Here is a 17,888-nt window from a genome sequence, read left to right as displayed (position 1 = left end):
ATGCGCATCGGCGGCAGCGGCTCGGCCTCGCCCGGGCTCTCGCTGAATTCTGCTGCAGGAGCCTCGCGCACGGGGAAGATCAGGCGCAGCGTGGTTCCCCTGCCGGGGGCGCTGTCGATTTCAATGCCGCCATCGTGGCGTTGCACCACGCCATAAACCATCGCCAGACCGAGGCCGGTACCCAGCTGGCCCTTGGTCGAGAAGAATGGTTCCAGGCAATGTTTGCGCGTTTCGTCGTCCATGCCAACTCCCGTGTCCATGACTTCGAGCGAGATATGGCTGGGTGTCTTGCCGCCGCCCCTCATATAAACCCAGGCGCCCACCCGCGTGCGCAGGGTGATCACACCGCCCCGGGGCATGGCGTCCACCGCGTTGAAGATGAGATTGGTCAGCGCCTCGCGCAGTTCGCTTTCCGTGCCGATGATTTCGGGCAGATTCGGATCGAAATCGGGCTTCACCTCCACCGAGATGCCGCGTTGCTGGGCGATGTCGCGCCACCGGGGGCGCGTCAATTCAATCACCTGCTGGACCAGCTGATTCAGGCCGACCGGCAGCAGTGGCTGGTGGTCGTCTCGCTTGCGATAGAAGTCTCGCATCCGCGTGACGATGTGGGCCACGTCGTCGCTGGCGGTCTTGATGTGGTTCAAGTGCCGGCGCGCCGTTTCGCTGAGATCTTTCTCATTCCTCAAAAGCAGCTCGGCAAACCCGGACACGGGCGAAAGCGCGTTGTTGATGTCGTGGGCGATTCCGCTGGCCATCTGGCCAAGGGCGCGGAGCCGTTCGTGTTGCATGACGGCCTGCTGGGTCTGGCGGATTTCGTCGTACGCGCTCTGCAACTTGGAGTGCAGCCTGGCCTGGTGCGCCGCCAGTGCGACGTGCTCGCAAAGGGTGCGCAGAAACTCGCATTCGCCGATGCTGAAGCCGTTGGGCTTCGCGCGCGCCGCGACGAGGATGCCGAACAGGTCCTTCTCCACCATCATCGGCACCACGGCGGCTGAACTCATCTCGGTCTCGGTCAGTTTCCTGAGAAGCGGCGCTTCGGTTTTCGCAATTTCGGGCTCATAAAGCAGCTCACCCCTCGTGCATGCCTCCAGACCGGTCTGCGCCAGGGGCATCGCCAACTGATCCAGCGAGATCATGTCGGCGGTGGGCAACGGGCTTTTCAAGCGCGCCGCGGCCTGGCTCAACGCATTGGCCTGCGCGTCGAAAATGTAAACGGCGCCGTAATCCACCGGCAAATGAACCTCCAATTGTCCCAAAACGACATTGAGCACGCTCTCCAGATCCATCCGCTCGGAGATGGCGTGCGTGATCTGGTTCAACAGGCTGATGCGGGTCAATTGCTGGTGAAGCTCCCGTTCCGCCCGCTTGCGCAGAATCGAATGCCGGATCGAGCGCTCAAGCAGCTGCGCGTCGAACTGGCCCTTGACCAGATAATCAGCCGCACCGGAGCGCATGGCCTCGCTGTCCACCTGGTGGTCGCCCAGTCCCGTAAGGAGAATGATGGGGGTTTTGCAGCCGTGAGCAACGGCCGCGCGCAGCAAATCGAGGCCATTGCCCTTGCCGAGGCGGTAGTCCACCAGATAAACGTCGTGTTGTTCCTGACGGATGGCGTCCAGCCCCGCGTCCGAGTCTTCGGCCCAGTCCAGCTTGAAATTGTCGCCGCGGATTTCCGCGAGAAACTCGCGCGTCAGGATGTAGTCATCCTCATCGTCTTCGACGAGCAACACCTTTAGCGGCGGATCATCCATGGCGTTGGTTGCCCTGAGTGCCCGGCAGTTCGACGATTTCAAACCAGTATTTGCCAAGCGCCTTCATGACATCAACCAATGCGGCGAATTTCACCGGCTTGGTGATGTAGGAGTTTACGCCCAGATTGTAGGTCCGGGCGATGTCCTCCTCCGCCTTGGAGGTGGTCAGCACGACCACGGGAATTTCGCGCAACTTTGGATCGTTCTTGATTTCCCGCAACGCCTCGCGGCCATCCTTCCGGGGCATGTTCAAATCCAGCAGGATCAGCCCGGGCCGCGGTGATTCCCGCGGGTCGGTGTACCTGCCGCGCCGGCGCAGATAGTCGAGCAGTTCCTCGCCGTCTTCCACACACCGGAGATCGTTTGCGACCCGGCTCTTTTCAAGCGCCTGCTTCGCCAGCAGCCGGTCGTCGGGATCGTCGTCAGCGAGAAGGAGCGTGATGGGTTTGGGTTTCATGCGAGGGTCTGCTTCGACTGTTTCAATGGCAAAGTGACGATGAACGTGGAGCCTTCGCCCGGCGCACTTTTCGCCGTGATATCGCCGGCATGACGGTCGGCGATCTTTCGGCAAATCGCCAGGCCGATGCCGGTTCCGTCATAAGCGCTCCGGCCGTGCAATCGTTGAAACAGAATGAATATCCGGTCCAGATACTTTTCGTCAAAGCCGATTCCGTTGTCCTCGACGGTGATCTGGCACAGGTCACCGCTGGCGCCATTGGCGGCGGGGGCGCCCGCGGGTGCGTCAAGAATCCGGCCGCGAATTTTAACGACCGGCGGTTTGCCCTCCTGGTGGAACTTGAGCGCGTTGCCCACCAGGTTCTGGAACAACTGGCGCATCTGGAGGGGGTCCGCCTCGATCTTCGGCAGTTCGCCGAGATCCACCCGTCCGCCGCTCTGCTGAATGCGCACTTCGAGATCGGACAACACCTCGCGGGCGATTTCATTCAAATCCGCCGGCTCGAACGGGTTGGCCTTCGTGGTGACCCGCGAAAAAGCCAGCAGATCGTCAATGAGGATTTGCATCCGTTTGGCCGCGGCCTGCATCCGCTCAAGGTAATCGCGCCCTTCGGCGCCCAGCGCCTTGGAACACGCGGCCTTGAGTCGGTCGCCAAAGGCCTGCACCTTGCGCAACGGTTCCTGCAAATCATGCGACGCCACGTAGGCGAAATCCTGCAGCTCGCGGTTGCTGCGCTCCAGGCGTGTCGCCGTCGCCTTCAGTTTTTCTTCGGCCTGCCGGCGCTCGGCGATTTCCTGCTGCAACTCACTGGTCCGCTCCCGCACGCGCTGCTCCAGATGCTCCCGCCCTCTTCCCAGTTCGGCGTCGCGCGCCTGGATTTGCGCCAGCATGTCGTTGAATCCGTCAATCAAGGCGCCCAGTTCGTCGTTGCTCTGTTTGACCGCGCGCAGGGAATAATTCTTTCCCTCGGACACTTCCCGCGCGGTCATCACCAGGTGCATTATCGGCGTCGAAATGACCTGCTGCAGTCGGAACGAAAGCAGCCAGGTGACTCCGATGGCGACCAGCAGCACGACGGCGACGATCTTGCAATACTGCTTGAGGCGTGAGTCCATTTCCAACAGGTCCGACTTCAGATAAACCGTGCCCATGTCGAGCCGGTTGAAAATGATTTCGCGAAAAAGTTCGACATGGCCGTTTTTGAACAAATGGGCGTTGTACAGGGTCGCTGGAGGTGAGAAGTCTCTCTTCTCGTCCGGCCGCAGATATTTCGCAAGCGGTTTGCCGTCCCTGCCATAAATGCAGGCCGCGACGATGTGCTTTTCGGTTTTGAGTTTTTCGAGGATTTCGGTTGCCGCCTTCGGATCCTTGAACTTCAACGCCGCCGTGCTTTGCGCGCCGATCACGTCCGCCTTGACCGTGAGGTCGTCCACGACGTCCTTCCGGAACTCGGCGAGTTCGTAAAATATGAAAGCGCCGCAGGCCAGCAACAACGCGGCGCTGCTGGTCAGCAGGATGACGACCATCAGCTTGCGCTTGAAAGAGACATCGCGCAGGAAACGCATGTTACTTTTTCTCGTCCGGATGCTCGCTCTTGACGACCTTTGCCAGGCTCAACAATTTCGAGCTGAACTTCAATCGGGCGCGCTCGGCGGCGTCCAGATTGATTTCGAATTCCACCCTGTTTCCGTTGTTGAGGAAGTTGATGATGCCGCCTTCGCGCGTGAAAACCGGGGTCTCCCCCACCGTCACGACGCACGAGTCTCTGAGCGGTTTCAGAACCATCGAAAGATATTTCTTCTCCGACGAACTGATGAAAAGAATGTGGCAGGACTTCAGTTCAGTGAGCTTTTTCGCCTGGCTGAAAGTCAGGTTTTCCTGCCGGCGGCCGGGCGCTTCCGCGCCGCGGAACTCCAGCGCCCCCTTGAATCTCTTGATTTGCAGCTTCCGGCCGTTCACGAGTTTGTCCTTCAGCTTTTCCAGCTCCGCGCCGAAGGGGTCCTTGCCCATGACGCCGATGATGACGGGCGATGCGGCGTCCTGGAACGTTCCCGCCGGCCACTCGACGAACTCGACGAAGTTGAGCAGATAACCCGCCTTCGTTTCGTACTCCGTGGGCGCGGCTGCGGAAACGCCGGCCAGCCCGGCGAAAAAGCCCGCCAGGGTCAGCAAGGGCAGAACGATTCGATACATAATGACGAAAGCCACTCGTGGTCGGACTTGAGCCGTCGGACGGGGAACCTATGGACCGCCGGAGGTGTTTGCCGTTGATCGGCAACTCGCGCGGCAGCGGGCGTTGGGGCGCGAGCAGCGGCACGCGTGGCATGGGTAGCCAGAGAGATGCGTTCCGGTTGACAACATTGCGCGTTACTTGTTCGACTTCACGGAGTTCATGCGGGCAGCATAGTTGATGGCCCCGAGCTTCGCAAGGCGATTTGCCACCGAACGGGAGAGTTGGTTTGCGCTGCTCAACGTCCCGGACGTGTAGCCGGATCAGGTTGGTCTGCCCTCGTCGTTGCTTTCGGTCACGTTGATGACTGCCCACTTGACCTTGTCCTTGACCCAGTTCTCGTAAGCGGGCTTTACGATTTCGGGTTGATGAATGATGCCGGCCTTGACCCATGCGTATTCCGGCCGGGCCGGATGCAACGTAAAAATCGGCGAACCGCAAGTGCCGCAAAAACACCTCTGGATCTCCCTGCCACTGCCGCTCTTGAACCTGTAGCTCTTCATCTCCGTCGTTGCCTTCACTTCCAGATCTTTCCGATCGACCTGGAGTCCGATGTTGAAGGCGCTGCCGTTCGCCCGCCGGCAATCCTCGCAGTGGCAATAATTGGACGCGCCGAGTTTGCCCGAATACCTCAGCCGGATTCCGCCACGCAGGCACGAGGCTTCAAAATTTTCAGTCATCACGTCCGGTCCGATTTACTCCCGGCAATCGACGGCCGCCATGGAGAGGCGAAGCTGCAAGCGAAAGGAAGCACAACTCCGCCTCAGTCCGCCCCGAACGCTCTCCCGCCAGCCTCCAGACTCACAAAAACTGCGGACAACCTCTCGACGTACAACGGTTAGGTGACGGTCGTTTGTAAATACTCATCAATGCAACGTCTGATGATCTGTTCAACTTCATCGTAAGGCATCCAGCCTGCGTCTGGACCACGACCGTGAGCCTTGCCATAGCTGCCACTCCGATAAAAGCCCTGTGCTGATGAACAAATATCCACCGACTCTGTATCAGGACGCATCGCAAGTGAAAAGCTCCACTCGTCATGCTTCGCTCGGAAATAAAATGAACGCCCTCGCACCGCGCCCTGGGCCTGAACAGGACAGTGGCCATAGATACAGCCCGAAAGCTCCAACTCGGAATCTTGAAGCCGCCTGTCTGGCTCGATGTTCATGAGGTGCGCGAGTGGCCTAGTCATTATGGCTCGCGATGGGCGAGCCAAGCGTGTCTGCTTTTCGGGAACGTGGATTGCGCCCCGACGAGTGTCGGAAGGCCGGGCCACAAGTTTGGTCCGGCAAGAACTCAAACCCTGAAAGGACAGCAGACACCATGAAGACCTACATACTCCGAAACCCCAAAACTGTCGATGCGCGAAAAAGGCCCCCGGGCTCTCTCACTCACGCCCGCTGCGGCCGCGGTTGGCCGCCGCGCAAATTCCTGACCACCGCCCGCGAACCGCACTCCGAAATTGTTTCGTCCACCGGAGAGGAACGCGACTGCCCTCGGCGGTCGTCGTCAATCCAGGGCCGCTCGATCGCAGAACAGGCTCACTTTTTCGTGCAACCACAGAAATGAGCCGGGAAAGTGTGTCGAGATCCGGCCGGAGAGGAGCTGTTGCAGCGGCGCGCGTTTGGAGCGTCCGCTGACCAGGAGGAGAATCTGCCGCGCCTGAAGCAGGTCGGCCATGCCCAGGGTCAATCCGAAGTCCGGCCTTACCCGCTCGTTGGTGATCATCGAATGCGCGAGCGACTCGCCGGAGAGCGTCGCGACATGCGCGTGAGGTTGAAGCGCGTCCGCGGGTTCGTTGAAGCCGATGTGGCCGTTGACGCCAAGACCTAGCACACAAAGATCGATCGGGCCATTGCCGGCCAGCCAGAGGCGGATCCGGTCGCATTCGGCCACGGGGTCCGCGGGCCGGCTGTGGAATCCGACATAACGCGACTCCAGTCGCAATGGCCCGACTAACGATTTGCGCAGAAAATTTTCGCATGTCGCCGGGTTTTCCATCGGGATTCCGCCCCACTCGTCCAGCTTGAGGACGCGCAGTTGATCGAAGAGACCGGCGCCGGTTTCGCACCGCGCGGCCAGCAGTTCATAGCTCCGCCTGGGCGTGCCGCCGGTCGCGAGGCAAAGAAGCGTGTCCGGCTTGCGCCGGAACTCCCCGGCGAGCAGATCGGCCGCGGCGTGGCTCATCGCTTCGTGATCCGGAAAGACGGTCGGCGACAGCATAATTGCTTCCGCAGTCTCAGTTGATCTGTGAAGTGAACGCGGCGCCAACAACGCCCGCATCCGCGCCCTGCTTCGTCGGGAGAATCGGAACCACCGCGTGGACCGGCAGCCAGAAATGCGCGTGGAAACCGATTTCGAAGGCGGCGCGATATGGGCCGCCTGCCAATCCTAGTCCGCTGCCGAGAACAACGAACTCCGGATCGAGCACGTCGCCGCAGCCGATGATGCCGAGCCGGACGGGGATCGCAGGTTGAGTCTTTGAGAGCGGATTCAATTAGAGCAGTTCCTTGATGCGCACGTTTCGGTGCTGGACCGCCTGGGGGTAGGGATAGTTCTGGATTCCGACATAACCGACCAGGGGCCGGCCTTGATCGTCGGTCCAGGTATTCACGAGCTGGCCGTTGATTCGCAACGAGTAGTTCGGCCCGATGCAGGTTAATTCGTAGCGGTTCCATTCTCCCACCGGCTTCAGTGGTAAAGCGACCGGACCGTGGAATGGATAGAATGAGCCTGTCCCTTCTTTCGATTTCGACGGTCTGGTTGCGCCTATCTCGAATTCATGTCCCTGCCGCACCGCAGTCCAGGGATCGTCGCCCGGATTCGGGAAACGGAAGAACACCCCGGAGTCGGAGTTTTCACCCTCCTGCCGCCACTCGCCGCGCAAGACAAAGTTGGTAAACGTCCGGTTCGTGTGCCACCACAGGCCCATTCCGCCGTGTCCGGTGGCGACTCCGTCCTCGAGACTGAAATGGCCGGGACCACATTGCGTCCAGCCATCGTTTGCGTCGATGCCGAACAGCGGTGCAAAGCCTGCCTCGTCCTGCGGTTCGACGGGGACCTGCTTGAGCAATCCGGCGGGAATCGACGAGATCGGTTGTGCCTCGAAGTCGCGGTAGAAAAGTTCCGCCGCTTCGGATTGAAGTTGTATCCTGCCGCGATGCAGCCGCTGCTCGCGACCATTCTCCTGAAAACGCGGGTTTGCGATGACGAGCACGACCCTGCCGTTGAGCAGATGGATGCAAACGTTGCCCCACGTGATGACCTCGGCGACATTCCACTCCCCGTGCGGCTTCTCGGGATCAATCGGTGAGGTGATTCCCTCGTAAGGTTTAACCGTCACGCGCTTTGCTCCTGGCTCCCAAAGGATACATTGCTCTCCCGGAGATTCTCCGCGATAAGGAACGGCGGGTTCGTTGTCCAGCACGACGTTTCGCCCTTCGACATCGCAGTAGGTGCCCGCCACGCCCCACCACTGGCCGACCCCCTTTTCCATGATGTTGCTTTCGATGGAACGCATCCATGCTTCGCTCCCCGCGCCATGCGGACCGATGCACCAATATAAAATGCCTGAATCACGGTAGTGCCGCGGCTCGTTGCGGGGAGGCCATTTCTTTTCACCCCACTTGTATTGAACGCGAATGTGCACGTTTTCGAACTCCTGCCGCGTGGTGATCGCACCGTAGATTTCGCCGGAGACCCGGATCGCGGGGCGCCCGTCGGTTTCAACAACCGTGAAAACGCCGCGTGGATCGTTGTTCAGTCCCAGCGGCTGCTTCGAGCCCGTCGGCGGGGCCAGATACACATCCAGTCCTTCAAAATCTTTCCCATTGAAAAGGCTTGTCCATGTCGGGGGAGTTTCGGCAACCGCCGCGACGAGCAGCGACGTCGCAAGCGTCAGAAGCATTTGCGCGGGTCTGCTGACGAACAATGACGGCCGGAATGTTTTCATTTCTTCAAGACCCACTGCGCAGACTCTCGAGATAACTCAACAGGTCCGCAAAATCCTCCAGCGAAAGCCCGGCCTCCAGGCCGTCCGGCATCAGGGAGAGTTCCGTCGGGCGCCGCGCCTTGATCTTCGCCTTCTGAATCGACAGGGGCTCGCCAACCGCGGGCTGAAGCGAAAGCGACTCGGATGTTTCCCCGCGGATCATGCCGCTGACCTCGTCGCCATCATTCAGCACGACTTCAACGACGTTGTAACCCTCCTTCACGGCGCGGCTCGGCCAGAGAATGCTCTCTGCCAGCGCCCGCCGGTCGAACTGCGCCCCGACGCCGCTCAGGTCGGGACCGATATCCATGCCTTCGCCTTTTACACGATGGCAGTTGATGCAGGCGACACCCGATCGGTCGTGGAAGAGCCGCTCGCCCCGGTTCCCGTCCCCCGGGGTGGCGAGACTGAAGGCCAGGTATGCCTCGCGATCCGGGCGCCTGGCTTCGATGGCAAATAACCCGGCAGTGGAGGCTCCAGCATTTCCGCGGTAAACCTGCTGCAACTCTCCAACCACGTCCAGAGGCAGCGACTTGAAACGGGGCGCCAGCAGCGGAAGCGCTTCGTCGCGAATCCTGCCAAGGGCCGTGCGGCAGGCGGAGCGAAGTGACGCCTGCCGCGAGGAAAGACCCTCGAGATACACATCGATCGCGCGGACATCGGGTGTTCGCGCGAGCGCCGATGCCGCCTCGACCTTCAACTCGGGCGATTGCCAGGCCCGCAGCAAGGCGGGAACCGCGGCGGCGATTTTCGCCTGCGCGAGCGCATGGAGGGCCGCGCCGCGGATTTCCGGCTCGGAATCATCGAGCAGGTCGATCAGTGTTTTACCGGTATCGGTCGCACTCAACCGCCCGAGAACTGCGATTGCGGCAATGCGCGTCTGCACCGGGCCGCTCCTTGCCGTTGCCTGGAGAAGAGGGGCGGCCTGTCCCTGGGAAATCTCTCCGAGAGCGTCTATGGCCTCGCGGACATAAGCTGCGTCTAAGCAGGAACGGATGACCGATTGCAACGCGTCCACCACCGCGCTTCCGCCTGTTGCCTTGGCCAGCAGCATGACCTCGGAGGCGGATTCCTTCCGCGATGAATCGTCCTCTATTAGGCGCGCCGCGAGAGGTGCGGCGGCGGGGTACCTCAGCACGGCCAGTGCGCGAAGAATCGCGCGTCTGACACCGGGGTCTTTCTCACCGTCGAAGCGCGCGAGCAGCATCGCGCCGGCATCAGAGTTCTGCACCTGCTGCAAGCCTTCCACTGAAGCGCCGCGAATCAGCGGACTCGGATCCTGCAGCGCCTCGCTCAAGGTGGTCAGTACCAGTGCGGTGCCAGCCCATCCGTTCGTCTTCGCAGGCGGCGACAGGCGGAACGGATGATAAGCCCACCACTCGCCGTTCCATTCCGCAGGCATGTGGTGCAAAGCGGCGAGTGTTTCCAATACTGCCAGCTTCGCCCTGTTCGTGGTCTCTTGCGGCGATTTCCGATACGCGGCCACTAGGGCATCCACCAGTTTGACGTCATAAGTTTCGCGCACGGCAAATGCCGTCCCCTCGCGCACCCTTGCGTCGTCGCTCGCGAACCCTTCGACAATTTTCGGCCACGCCTGTGGCGATGCGCGCCCGATGCCATTCAGCGCGTGGAACACGGCGTAGCGGGTAAAGAGGTCGGCTTCCGCGAGCGCACGGGTCAGTTCGGACAGCGCGGCAGGATCGCCAATCCGCCCAAGTGCCGTGGCCGCCTGGAAACGAATTGAAGCATCAATATGGGAAAGGAGCTGTGCAAGCTCCGGAACGGCTCCTCGAGCGCGACTATTCCCAAGCTGGCGGATCGCCTGCCGCGCGAGGACAGGATCGGAGCCCGATGCCGCCCTGATGATCGCCGAGCGCGCCGATTTGCCGCCGTCAATCCGGTCCAATGCCCAGATGGCGTGAACGCGCGCGCGTGTTGGGGAGTCCGTTGAATCGAGCAATGCCGCAAGAGGTGACAACGCTTCGCGACCACGGGCGATCAAGGCTCGTTGCGCGACAAGTCGAACCGGGCGGGCCGGGTGCGCCAGCGCCGCAAGCAGATCGTCGGCGCGGGCTTGAATCGTTTTGCCCATGGCCGCGTGGACGTACCAGGGCGGGCGGGGTTGGGCATGATTCGTCCCGGTCCAGGTGAGTTTCCAGAGCCGTCCCACGACGACGTTCTCCTTGGTGTCTCGATGCTGCCAGTCGCAGATGAACAGGCCGAGGCCATCGTCCGAGAACGCGATCCCCACGGGCCGGAAGTCGGCGGGAGGATTCCGAAAAAGCTGTTCGCTGGCGACGGCTTTGAAGGTTCCGCCGGCGCGCGCGACGCGCACCCGCCGGATGTTGCGCTGGCCAAAGTCGGCGAGGAAGAGGTTCCCGCGGTATTCGTCCGGCAGGGCATCGTCGTTGCAGACAAGCGCTCCGGTCGCGGCCCCGGCCCCGTAGTCTGCGAGCATCCAGAGCGTGTAGGGCCGCTGTGGAATGAAATCAAACGGATATCCGTAGAAGCCTCCGTCCACCATGTGCGTCACGCGGCCCATCCAATGATTCTCGTCCGTGTTGTCATAGGTGAACATTTCGTCTTCGTCGGTGAGCGCGACGTCGAGAATGTTGCGCGTGCCCGTGCAATAAACTTCCAGCTCCGTGCCATCAGGCCGCATCCGGAGAATGCCGCCCCGCATATCCGCGCGCTTTCCGTCCCTGCCCACCGCCCCGTAAACGCCCTTGTCACCTACTGCGACATAGAAATAACCGTCCATCGCAAGCTTGAAATTCGCCGGCACGTGATCGTTCCAATCCAGAGCCCACGGGTTGGGGTTCATCGATTCGATCAACTCGGTGCGATCCTTTCCCACGCCGTTATCATCGGTGAAGACGCTGAAGTTCGGATTGTGCAGCACGTATAGTTTGCCTTCGAGATATTGCATCCCGAACACGGCGTGAAGTTTTTCGGCGAACACCGTGTGTGTCCCGTCGGGATGAAAGCAGAGGATGCGGCCTTCCTGCGCGTCCGCATGCGGTGTGCTGATGTCCATCGGGTCTTCTGCGACGAACACGCGTCCGTCCGGAGCGACGCAAACAACCGACGGATGACGGATGTCCGGAGCCTGCGCGACGAGATCCACGCGCCAGCCGGGCGGTGGTTGAAGAGTTGTTCCGGGCACGGGCGATGTGGCCGCACAGGCGACCATTGCGAATACCGCGGCGATCTTCATTTGCAAAACTCTTCGGCCAACTGGTTCAACTTCACCGTCGCGGTTGCGGACCGTTCTCGCAGCCCGTCAGCAAAAGCACCAGCCCTGTCGCTGCGCGCCCCCACGCCCGGCTAACAGAGATTGTAGGCATCGTGATTTAATCCCGGGCGCGGGCGAGTGTCGCGCCTGCATCGGGTGAGAAAGTGTCGTGCGGCATACTACCAGACCCATGCGCAATCAAGCGATTTTTCGGGCTGCGCCGTCCAGATGTCATGACCTTCCATCAAACTATGCGAAGATTTGCTAAACAATTCTGATGATGGAGGCCATCGCTGACCAGCGGCATTCACGGGACAACCGGCTTCTCTCTCCTATTACTACGTTGTGTTCTGTCGGGGAATTGCGGTACACCCAGTGCCCGACTCCCGATTCAAGGAAAGCACCCAAAGAACCCCACCTCGCCATCGCATCGTTGGTCGGCGTTGCCACAAAGAAGAAGGCAAGTGTTCTTCTCGATCAAGCGCACGATAATTGCGCGACGAAACCCGTGCCCAATCGTTGCCATCGGTGTGTCCGATTATTGGATTGTTTTGCTGTGAATAAGCCGTCCTGCCCGGTGAATAACTTTTCTTGCCCAGAAAGACATGGCGCTTGATTTCCAGTGTCGGTCAGTTCGGCCGGCGGGCTCGCAACGGGATGTCTTCATCGTGCGTGGAAAAGCGGGACACAGCCGCCGGGGATTTGTGATTCCAAAACACACTGATATTTAACGTATAACAATGAGGCTCCATTCGGGTGAAGCGCGCGCAGAATGAGGAGTGCCCAAAAAAATGTGTCGCCTGTTTTTCAGTCTCACCTCCTGACCGATTCGATCGATTGAAGGTTCCGATGTCCGAATTGCCAGGTCCGGCTGCGTCGTTGTGCTGTCGTGGCACCCGCTCTGCTAAACGGAAAACGTGATGTTTATTACGAAAATTCCGAGCCTGATTTTCGGTGCCGTTTCGATCGTGAATCGCAAGGTCCCTCTCGTGGCGATTCTCGCGATGGCTGTTTTTTGCTGTCGCGCGCACGGAAGCCAGAACGTGACTCTCGCCTGGGACGCGAACCCGGAGACGAACGTCGTCGGATACATCGTGCATTACGGAAGCGTGAGTGGTGTCTATACCAATTCCGTGAACGTCACGGGCGACATAACCGCGACCGTTACTAATTTGCAGGAGGGAACAACCTATTATTTTGCAGTGACGGCGTACAATTCGGATGGTCTGGAAAGCATCCCTTCCAGCGAGATTTCCTATGAAGTCCCGATTATTTTCTACGCCGCCGGTCCAAATCTTGAATTGACATCGAACCCGCAGTCGGGAGTCGCAGCGCAGATCAGGTTTTTAGGGTCGCCCAATCAGACCTACGAACTTCAGGCAACCGCGGACCTTCAGAACTGGACGACCATCTGGTACTCGCTGCCTCAAACCACGAGCCAATGGCTGGAATACCAGGACGCGGATGCCGTCAATTCAGCAATCCGTTTTTACCGCGTTGTCGTTCACTGAAACGGGAGTTGATCAAGCACGGCAGTGAGCTGACCGGGTGGCAGGCTGGAGGGAGGGGATCACTTCGCAGATCGGAACGCCCTCCTGCCCGGTGAACGAATTGCGCGAAACCTGTTCAAGATTAAACCCGCCAGCCGCGCTGCTTTTTTCGAGCCGTTGTAGCGTATTCGTTACGCCTTCCAAACCTGTCCCCGCCTGGTTCTGACGGGCGCCATGGCATTACGTGTGTCAACGATTGTATCGGACCATTCTGCCAGCTCGCGATAGTTCACGTTCTTGTGCGCCGTTGAGATCAGCACAACATCGAATGCCCGGATCGTTTTACGATCCCACTTGACGGACCGTACGCCCTTCCAGTCAGCATGCTCCCTTGTCGGGCCGATGACCGGGATATAGGGGTCGTAATAAGCGACGTGTGCGCCGCGCGACTTCAACAAGTCGAGCAGCTTGAAGGTTGGCGACTCGCGCATGTCGTCCACGTCCGCCTTGTAGGCCAGACCCAGAACGAGAACCCGGCTTCCTTTCATTGCTTTCTCGCGTGTGTTCAGGGCTTCCATCACACGATGAACAACGTACTCGGGCATCGCCGTGTTTATTTCGCCGGCGAGTTCGATGAACCGGGTGCTCTGTCCATATTCCCGCGCCTTCCAGGTCAGATAAAACGGATCGATGGGAATGCAATGCCCGCCCAGGCCGGGGCCGGGGTAAAACGCCATGTAACCGAACGGCTTGGTTCTGGCGGCGTTGATGACTTCCCAGACGTCGATGCCCATCGCCGCGTAAACCACTTTGAGTTCGTTGACGAGGGCAATGTTTACACCGCGAAAAATATTCTCGAGCAACTTGGTGGCCTCTGCGGCGCGGCACGACGAAACGGGAACAACGGTGTTGATCGCCCGGCGGTAGAACGCGACCGCCTTTTCGCGACAGGCGGCCGTGTAGCCGCCTACGACTTTGGGTATCGCGGCAACCTTGCTGTCTGGATTTCCCGGGTCTTCGCGTTCCGGTGAAAAAGCCAGGTGAAAATCTTTCCCCGCCTCCAGACCCGAACCCGACTCGAGCACAGATCGCAGATCCTCGTCCGTCGTCCCGGGATAGGTCGTTGACTCCAGAACGACCAGGATTCCCTTGCGCAGGTGCGGAGCAATTGATTCTCCGGTCTTCAGGATGTACGAAATGTCCGGTTCCCGGTTTTTATTCAGAGGCGTGGGGACGCAAATGATTACTGCCGACGCCGTCCGGACACCGCGGAAATCGGTCGACGCGGAAAAGCGTCCCGCCTTTACCTGCTCTTTGATGTCGGCGCCCTGTATGTGTTTTATGTATGACCTGCCCTGGTTTAGTGATTTAACCTTGGCCGGATCGATGTCCAGCCCGAGCACCCTCACTCCGGATTTGGCGAATTGCAATGAGAGCGGGAGTCCCACGTAGCCCAGACCAACGATCGCGATTTTCATATCAGAGTATAACGAACAGCCCGAAATAAACGCCCCAAGCGAGTCTTGGATTCCGAGCAACCTTGCTCGGCACGGTACTTCTCTCACCGGACCGTCCGACAAGCTGAAGCGCGTACGAGAAAAGCAAACCGGCGTCCAAGCCGCGCCCCGTTTATGGGCGAACCCCGGCTTTTTTGCAAGTGCTACGCGCTTGCTCATGCGAAAATCCCTGCGTATTATCCTTGTCACCGAAGGCTGCGCGCAAAATGAACATCCATCATCTGGAACTCTTTTACTACGTGGCAAAACACGGAGGCATCAGCGAAGCGGTGCGCAACATTCCTTACGGCATCCAGCAACCAGCTGTGAGCGGGCAGATTTTGCAACTGGAGGATTCTCTCGGCAGGACGTTGTTTCATCGCCGCCCCTTCACGCTCACGCCGCCGGGCCAGGAACTCTTCAGGTTCATTCGCCCATTTTTTGACGACCTCGGAAGTGTTGCGGACAGGATTCGGGGCGATTCCGCCGGCCCCGTCCGCATCGCTGCCACGTCGGTGATCCTGCGCGATCATCTGCCGCAAATGCTGGTCCATCTTCGGACCCGATTCCCGCGGTTGAAAATCACGCTACGCGAGGGGATCCAGCCGCAGATGGAGCAATGGCTGGAAAGCCAGGAAGTGGACCTGGCGGTTACGCTCATCGAAGGTAGGGCTTCGGCGGGGATAAAGACGATGAGCCTGATCGAACTGCCCCTGGCGCTGTTGGTCCCGAAGGCGCTTCGGATCAAATCCGCGGCGGAAATCTGGCGTCAGGACAGGATCTCTGAAACACTTATCAGTTTACCCGCCAACGAAGGAATCACGAAACGCTTTCAGAGCGGACTTGCCCGGCGGGGAATCGCCTGGCCGGTGGGGATAGAAGTTGACTCACTGGATCTGATTGAGACGTACGTGTCCAACGGCTTTGGAATCGGGCTTTCCGTCGCGGTGCCAAAGGCGCGAATATCGACGCGCGTTCATGTCTTGAAGTTAGACGACTTTGCCCCAGTCGTGGTCGGCGTCTTATGGCGCGGTCGTTTGACGCCACTGACCGAAGCGTTCCTGGATGAGTTCAAGAGGCGAGCACAGCAGTTGCTAACTTGACGGAGCGGCCGAGTTGTTCGGTGAGTAGTACTTGCAATTGAAAATCGGAAAATATACAAGCGATTCATGGCGTTGCCATTTCTCAGCAGCCAGACCAGACGACTTGATCAGATAATCGCCATTGACCTGGGGGCGCGCACAACCAAGGCGGTCCATTTGCAACGGAAGGGTAACTCGCTGAATTTTCTGGGTTATGCACTGCAGGACGCTCCGGCTTACGAGAAAGGGCTGTCACCCCAGTTGCTGGGCGAGCACCTCGGGGCGATCAATCAGGCCCTGGGCGGCCGCACCAAACAAGTGGTGCTGGCCGTCGGCGTAGGTGACTCGCTGGTGCGTCACGCGGAATTGCCGCTGGTGCCCGCGGCGGACATGCGTGTTATGCTGAAGTTCAATTCCAAAAGCTATTTACAGCAGGATCTGCCGGACCATGCGTTCGATTGTTATATCATTCCACCGCGGTCCGGGGTTAAACCGGACTCTGCCAAAACCGCGCAAAAATGCACGGTCCTGGTTGGCGGCGCGAAAAGACAACTGATTGATGACTGGCAGACGGCTGCGAAGAACGCGGGATTGATTCCGGAGCAGATTGTCCCAAGCCTCATTGGTCCGCCAAACGCGTTCGAGATGGCCAAAGCGGACGTTTTCAACAAAGAAGTGGTTGCCTTGGTGGACATCGGCTTCAAGCACTCCTCCATCACCATCCTCCTGAACGGTGAGCTGATGCTGAGCCGGGTGGTTGGAATCGGAGGAGACCGGTTGACCAACGGTGTTGCCGAAGCCCTGGGCGTCAGCTACGCCGAGGCCGAAGGGATCAAAGTCGGCCTGCCGGACGAAGTGCAGTCCACCATGGTGACGTTGCTGGCGCCGCTGGGTCGCGAACTGCGTGCGTCCGTTGATTTTTTCGAGCACCAGCAGGACAAGCCGGTGACTCAGGTGTTTGTTTCGGGCGGTTCGGCGCGATCGGATTATATCGTTCAAATCCTCCAGACCGAACTGATGGTTCCCTGCACGAGCTGGAACCCGACAACTTTTCTAAACATGGCGTTGCCGCCGCAACAAATGGGCGAAGTGGACCAGATCGCTCCGCAACTCTCCGTGGTCATTGGGGCGGCGCTGGCATCGCTATAACACCTATGCCGATACGCCTCAATCTACTGGCCGAACAGCAGGCAGCGGAAGATCTGCGCAGACGCGATCCCGTCAAACGCGCGATGTGGGTCGCCGGATTGATAGTCGGAGTGGTGGTGATCTGGAGCGGTCGTCTGCAAATCAAACTGATGGCCGCCATGCACGAAGTCAACAAGTGCGAATCCGAGTGGAAAAAACTCGAGCCCGAATATAAAAAAGTAATGGCAAATCTCGACGGCGCCGCGGAAGCCCGGCGCAAATGGGCAGCTTTGCAGTCCCTCGCGTCGAACCGTTTTCTTTGGGGCACGCCTCTGAACGCCCTGCAGTACGTGATCGCAAACGTTGACGACATCCAGGTGCTGCGCCTGAACACCGTCCAGAGCTACGCGATCACTGAACCGGTCAAGCCGTCCACGAATTCCGACGGGATCGTCAGCCGTGGCAAGCCGGGCACTTCCACAGAACGGATTACGTTCACAATTGATGCGAAAGACTACTCCAAACGTCCCGGCGACCAGATTTATAAATTTCAGGAAGCGATCAATAACTACGCGCAGTTCAAGACGAATTTACAGAAAATCGAGTTGACGCTGCGTTCACCGGAACAGCTGGATCCCAACAATCCCGGGAAACGGTTTGTCACATTCACACTTGAATGTCGGTACCCCGAAAAAACCCGCTGACCATGCCCCGACTTTCCAAAGATAAACGTGACAAACTGATCCTCGTGGCGATTGGAACGATCGCGATCAGTGTGGGCCTTTGGCTGGGAGTTGTCAGAACACGCAACGATCAACTAAAAACAAGTCGAACCGCACTCGGCAAGGCCAGGGACAAACTGGATAAGGCCAGGAAGGTCGTCAGCCTGGCCGCGCAGGCCCAGGCAGACATGGAAGCCGCTACCAACAAGCTGGGCCTGATCGAAGAGACCATGGCTTCTGGAGATTTGTATTCCTGGGCCTACCTTTTGCTTGAAAAGGCGCGCGGCGGCCATGATGTCAATATCA

16 protein-coding genes are annotated in these 17,888 nt (G+C 59.4%); 5 read left to right on the top strand and 11 right to left on the bottom strand.

Going from position 1 to position 17,888, the window contains the following annotated elements; all coding sequences use genetic code 11:
- The 10 genes from VN887_11945 to VN887_11900 form a co-directional block, all read right to left on the bottom strand.
- Window positions 1-1,751 (bottom strand): ATP-binding protein (locus VN887_11945; protein ID HXT40715.1); only part of this gene is annotated, 1,751 nt, incomplete at its 3' end.
- Entirely contained in the window at window positions 1,744-2,208 is a 465-nt protein-coding gene (locus VN887_11940; protein HXT40714.1) for a response regulator, read from the bottom strand. The genes VN887_11945 and VN887_11940, both read right to left, overlap by 8 nt.
- A complete protein-coding gene (locus VN887_11935) occupies window positions 2,205-3,773 on the bottom strand; it encodes an ATP-binding protein (GenBank protein HXT40713.1) in 1,569 nt (522 codons plus the stop codon). The genes VN887_11940 and VN887_11935 overlap by 4 nt, the downstream gene beginning before the upstream one ends.
- A 1-nt stretch (window position 3,774) precedes the next feature.
- Window positions 3,775-4,401 (bottom strand): YfiR family protein, encoded by a 627-nt coding sequence (locus VN887_11930; GenBank protein HXT40712.1) that lies wholly within the window; start codon window positions 4,399-4,401, stop codon window positions 3,775-3,777.
- A gap of 300 nt (window positions 4,402-4,701) precedes the next feature.
- Window positions 4,702-5,118: a GFA family protein gene (locus VN887_11925; GenBank protein HXT40711.1), complete on the bottom strand. Its 417-nt coding sequence runs from the start codon at window positions 5,116-5,118 to the stop codon at window positions 4,702-4,704.
- Between the two features lie 158 nt (window positions 5,119-5,276).
- The gene (locus VN887_11920) at window positions 5,277-5,606 is read right to left on the bottom strand and encodes a hypothetical protein (protein ID HXT40710.1); all 330 of its coding nucleotides are present in this window, start codon (window positions 5,604-5,606) and stop codon (window positions 5,277-5,279) included.
- Between the two features lie 341 nt (window positions 5,607-5,947).
- The gene (locus tag VN887_11915) at window positions 5,948-6,661 is read right to left on the bottom strand and encodes a 6-phosphogluconolactonase (protein ID HXT40709.1); all 714 of its coding nucleotides are present in this window, start codon (window positions 6,659-6,661) and stop codon (window positions 5,948-5,950) included.
- 16 nt (window positions 6,662-6,677) lie between these two features.
- Window positions 6,678-6,935, bottom strand: coding sequence for a hypothetical protein (locus VN887_11910; protein HXT40708.1), 258 nt, complete (start codon window positions 6,933-6,935; stop codon window positions 6,678-6,680).
- Window positions 6,936-8,390, bottom strand: a complete 1,455-nt coding sequence (locus VN887_11905) for a DUF1080 domain-containing protein (GenBank protein ID HXT40707.1) — start codon at window positions 8,388-8,390, stop codon at window positions 6,936-6,938.
- 4 nt (window positions 8,391-8,394) lie between these two features.
- Window positions 8,395-11,646 (bottom strand): HEAT repeat domain-containing protein, encoded by a 3,252-nt coding sequence (locus VN887_11900; GenBank protein ID HXT40706.1) that lies wholly within the window; start codon window positions 11,644-11,646, stop codon window positions 8,395-8,397.
- A 938-nt stretch (window positions 11,647-12,584) separates the two neighbouring features.
- Between VN887_11900 and VN887_11895 the strand changes: the two genes are divergently transcribed.
- Complete coding sequence (locus VN887_11895) at window positions 12,585-13,175, top strand: fibronectin type III domain-containing protein (protein HXT40705.1); 591 nt, start codon at window positions 12,585-12,587, stop codon at window positions 13,173-13,175.
- 170 nt (window positions 13,176-13,345) lie between these two features.
- On the opposite strand, the gene VN887_11890 is transcribed toward VN887_11895, so the two are convergent.
- Complete coding sequence (locus tag VN887_11890; protein HXT40704.1) at window positions 13,346-14,632, bottom strand: nucleotide sugar dehydrogenase; 1,287 nt, start codon at window positions 14,630-14,632, stop codon at window positions 13,346-13,348.
- A 245-nt stretch (window positions 14,633-14,877) separates the two neighbouring features.
- Here VN887_11890 and VN887_11885 point away from each other — a divergent pair, with 245 nt between their 5' ends.
- The 4 genes from VN887_11885 to VN887_11870 all read left to right on the top strand — a co-directional run.
- Window positions 14,878-15,753: a LysR family transcriptional regulator gene (locus tag VN887_11885; GenBank protein ID HXT40703.1), complete on the top strand. Its 876-nt coding sequence runs from the start codon at window positions 14,878-14,880 to the stop codon at window positions 15,751-15,753.
- A 66-nt stretch (window positions 15,754-15,819) separates the two neighbouring features.
- Window positions 15,820-16,881: a pilus assembly protein PilM gene (gene pilM / locus VN887_11880; GenBank protein HXT40702.1), complete on the top strand. Its 1,062-nt coding sequence runs from the start codon at window positions 15,820-15,822 to the stop codon at window positions 16,879-16,881.
- Between the two features lie 5 nt (window positions 16,882-16,886).
- Window positions 16,887-17,564, top strand: a complete 678-nt coding sequence (locus VN887_11875) for a hypothetical protein (protein ID HXT40701.1) — start codon at window positions 16,887-16,889, stop codon at window positions 17,562-17,564.
- Between the two features lie 2 nt (window positions 17,565-17,566).
- Window positions 17,567-17,888, top strand: a 322-nt coding sequence (locus VN887_11870) for a hypothetical protein (GenBank protein ID HXT40700.1), incomplete at its 3' end; no start/stop codon positions are given.

The sequence above is a fragment of the Candidatus Angelobacter sp. genome (genome assembly GCA_035607015.1).
Lineage (GTDB): Bacteria > Verrucomicrobiota > Verrucomicrobiia > Limisphaerales > AV2 > AV2.
The sequence above is the reverse complement of the archived record's forward strand: the minus strand, read 5'-3'. Positions and strand labels throughout refer to the sequence as shown.

Bases quoted from the DNA above. Each gene is read 5' to 3' on its own strand.
- VN887_11940 (HXT40714.1), bottom strand. From the start codon at position 2,208: ATGAAACCCAAACCCATCACGCTCCTTCTCGCTGACGACGATCCCGAC.
- VN887_11935 (HXT40713.1), bottom strand. From the start codon at position 3,773: ATGCGTTTCCTGCGCGATGTCTCTTTCAAGCGCAAGCTGATGGTCGTC.
- VN887_11930 (HXT40712.1), bottom strand. From the start codon at position 4,401: ATGTATCGAATCGTTCTGCCCTTGCTGACCCTGGCGGGCTTTTTCGCC.
- VN887_11925 (HXT40711.1), bottom strand. From the start codon at position 5,118: ATGACTGAAAATTTTGAAGCCTCGTGCCTGCGTGGCGGAATCCGGCTG.
- VN887_11920 (HXT40710.1), bottom strand. From the start codon at position 5,606: ATGAACATCGAGCCAGACAGGCGGCTTCAAGATTCCGAGTTGGAGCTT.
- VN887_11915 (HXT40709.1), bottom strand. From the start codon at position 6,661: ATGCTGTCGCCGACCGTCTTTCCGGATCACGAAGCGATGAGCCACGCC.
- VN887_11905 (HXT40707.1), bottom strand. From the start codon at position 8,390: ATGAAAACATTCCGGCCGTCATTGTTCGTCAGCAGACCCGCGCAAATG.
- VN887_11900 (HXT40706.1), bottom strand. From the start codon at position 11,646: ATGAAGATCGCCGCGGTATTCGCAATGGTCGCCTGTGCGGCCACATCG.
- VN887_11895 (HXT40705.1), top strand. From the start codon at position 12,585: ATGTTTATTACGAAAATTCCGAGCCTGATTTTCGGTGCCGTTTCGATC.
- VN887_11890 (HXT40704.1), bottom strand. From the start codon at position 14,632: ATGAAAATCGCGATCGTTGGTCTGGGCTACGTGGGACTCCCGCTCTCA.
- VN887_11885 (HXT40703.1), top strand. From the start codon at position 14,878: ATGAACATCCATCATCTGGAACTCTTTTACTACGTGGCAAAACACGGA.
- pilM (HXT40702.1), top strand. From the start codon at position 15,820: ATGGCGTTGCCATTTCTCAGCAGCCAGACCAGACGACTTGATCAGATA.
- VN887_11875 (HXT40701.1), top strand. From the start codon at position 16,887: ATGCCGATACGCCTCAATCTACTGGCCGAACAGCAGGCAGCGGAAGAT.